This window comes from Streptomyces sp. WG7, from assembly GCF_049975785.1.
Lineage (GTDB): Bacteria > Actinomycetota > Actinomycetes > Streptomycetales > Streptomycetaceae > Streptomyces.
This window is the reverse complement of record NZ_JBNGGE010000121.1, coordinates 1-3,206: the sequence shown is the minus strand read 5'-3', so window position 1 is coordinate 3,206 and position 3,206 is coordinate 1. Positions and strand designations below refer to the sequence as shown.

Here is a 3,206-nt window from a genome sequence, read left to right as displayed (position 1 = left end):
GGACTGGAATCGGCCGAGCACCCGCTGCTGGGGGCGATGGTGCGATTGCCGGAATCCGGCGGGATGCTGTTCACCGGACGGGTATCACTGCGCTCGCATCCATGGCTGGCCGACCACGTGGTCCGCGGAGCGGTGGTCTTTCCCGGAACAGCCTTCGTCGAGCTGGCCGTCCGCGCCGGCGACACGGTGGGCTGCGACCGGCTCAGTGAACTCGTGGTGGAAACACCACTGGTGCTCCCGGCTCAGGGCGGATGCCAGATCCAGGTGCAGCTCACCGAACAGGCCCAGGACCGTTGGATGGTGGCGATTCACGCCTGCCCGGACGGCAGCGAGGAGTGGACCCGACACGCCACCGGCGAGCTGGTGAGCGCGCCCGGCCTTGACGAGAGCGTTTTTACCGGCCTGGGTTCGCAATGGCCGCCCGCCGGGGCCGCGGTGGTCGACATCTCCACGCTGTACCGCGCGGACCACGATGTGGTGTACGGGCCGGCGTTCCAGGGCCTGACCAGGGCCTGGCGTCAAGGCGAGAGAGCGTGGGCGGAGGTCGCGCTGTCCGAGGAACAGTCAGGGCAGGCCGCATCGTTCGGTATGCACCCAGCGCTGCTGGACGCCGTGCTGCACGCGTCGAGGCTGACTGGGCCGGACCTGGTGGAGTCCGCACGACTGCCGTTCCTGTTCACCGATGTTGTATTGAGGGCCTCGGGCGCGGTCCGGGCGAGGGTGTGTCTGACCCGGACCGGCGCGGACGAATACAGTGTCGCCGTAGCGGACGGCTCGGGTGCTCCCGTGTTGTCGATTGCGTCGTTGCGGACCCGTCCGCTGTCGGAGGCCGACTTCGCGGCTAGGCCGGAGGGCACCGCCGTACTCATACCTCAGTGGACCGGGCTCGACGTTGCCGGGGCAGGGGCGGCGGCCCTGCGCGGCGATGCCTGGGCCGTGGTGGGCTCGGGCGCGGACCACGCCGACCTGCACGCTCTGACCACAGCGATGGACGGCGGAATGCCGGTGCCGCAGAACGTGGTACTCGCCGTGCCGCACAACCCCGAGCCGGGACCCGTCGTCAGCCTGACGCACCTGGTCACGGTATGGGTACTCGAGCAGGTGCGGCACTGGCTGAACGAACCGCGCCTCAGCGCCGCTCAGTTGGTCGTGGTGACCCGGGCAGCGGTCTCGACAGGGCCCGACGACCCGCTGACCGACCTGCCCGCCGCCGCGGTGTGGGGCCTGATCCGCTCGGCACAGTCGGAGAACCCGGACCGGATCACCCTGGTCGACCTGGAGTCCGCGGCCTCCCTCGATCTCGCAACGCTGGCTCGCGTCGCCGCAACCGGTGAGCCACAGCTCGCACTGCGCGGCGCCGCGGTGCGCATCCCACGCCTGGCCCGTCACACAAACTCCACCGAGCCCGCCGACTTCTCCGCGGTGGAAGGGACAATCCTGATCACCGGGGGCACGGGAGGTCTGGGCAGTCGGGTGGCCCGGCACCTCGTACGGACCCACGGCGTACGGGACCTGCTGCTCGTCAGCCGTCGGGGCGAGCAGGCCGAGGGCGCGGCCGAACTCGTCGAGGAGCTGACGGGGCTGGACGCGCGGGTCACGGTGGTGGCGTGTGATGTGTCGGATCGGGAAGCGCTGTCCGGGCTGCTGGCGAAACACCCGGTGTCGGGCGTCATACACACCGCCGGTGTCGTCGACGACGGTGTCATCGGCTCGCTGACCGGTGAGCGGATGGACCGGGTGCTGGCGCCCAAGGTGGACGCCACCTGGCACCTGCACGAGCTGACGCGCGACATGGACCTGTCCCTGTTCATCGCGTTCTCGTCGTTGGCCGGCATGTTCGGCGGCCCGGGCCAGGGCAACTACGCGGCCGGGAACGTGTTCGTGGACGCCGTGGTGCAACGGCGTCGGCAGGCGGGCCTGCCCGGCCTATCACTCGCCTGGGGCGCGTGGACCCCTGAAGTCGGGCTGACCTCGGCCCTGTCCGATGTCGACCTACGGCGGATGAACGGCTCGGGAATGCCACCGCTCTCCATCGAACAGGGCCTCGACCTGTTCGACCGGGCCATGCGCGTCGACGAGCCGGTCGTCGGACTGACCCGCTTGGACGCGGCCACGCTGAGGTCTCAACCCGAAATACCGGCCGTCTTGCGCGCCTTGGTGGGCCGGGTGGTACGCCGGACCGCCGGGGACGACCGTCAGGGCCCCGACAGCTTCGCCCACCGCTGGGCCGGTGTCCCGGCCGACGACCGCAGGTCGTTCCTGCACGATCTGATCAACGACCACGTCGCCGTGGTGCTCGGGCACAGCCGGTCCACCCGGATCGACACCGGTCAAGCCTTCAAGGAGCTGGGCTTCGACTCGCTGACCGCGGTGGAGCTGCGGAACCGGCTGGCGGCCGTGACCGGGCTGAGCCTGCCCGCGACCCTGGTGTTCGACTACCCGACGGTCGCTGTGCTCGCCGAGTATGTGGCCGGCCTGCTCGGCGAGGGCATCGGCCACGTCGAGGACGCCACTCTGCGGCCGACCGTGGCGGTGACCGACGACCCGATCGTCATCGTCGGAATGGCCTGCCGTTATCCCGGTGATGTGTCGAGCCCCGGCCAACTGTGGGACCTGCTGGCCGGCGGCCATGACGCGGTGTCGGGCTTCCCGGCGGACCGCGGGTGGGACCTGGACGAGTTGTTGGGATCCGGTCGAGGTGCTTCGGTCACCGCCACGGGCGGCTTCCTGCGGGGGATCGGCGATTTCGACGCCGAATTCTTCGGCATCTCCCCGCGTGAAGCGGTGGCCACCGACCCGCAGCAGCGGCTGCTGCTGGAGACCTCCTGGGAAGCCCTGGAGCACGCCGGGATCGATCCGGTGTCGCTGTCGGGCAGGCCGGTCGGCGTGTTCGTCGGCGCCTTCGAGTCCGGCTACGCCCAGGTGGCGGGCCGGTCCAGCCAGGACCTCTCCGGCCACCTCATGACCGGCGGTTCGCAGAGCGTGGCATCGGGCCGGGTGGCGTATGTGCTGGGGCTGCGAGGTCCCGCGCTGACGGTGGACACTGCGTGCTCGTCATCGCTGGTGGCCCTGCACTTGGCCGTGCAGTCGTTGCGGTCCGGTGAGTGCTCGATGGCTCTCGCCGGCGGTGTGACGGTCATGGCGACGCCGGATGCGTTCGTCGGGTTCTCCGTGCAGGGTGGGTTGGCGGTGGATGGGCGGTGCAA

At 70.4% G+C, this 3,206-nt stretch carries 1 protein-coding gene; it reads left to right on the top strand.

The window, feature by feature from the left end:
- On the top strand, positions 1-3,206 hold a 3,206-nt coding region (locus ACP4J0_RS38280; RefSeq protein WP_426604033.1), incomplete at both ends, for an SDR family NAD(P)-dependent oxidoreductase.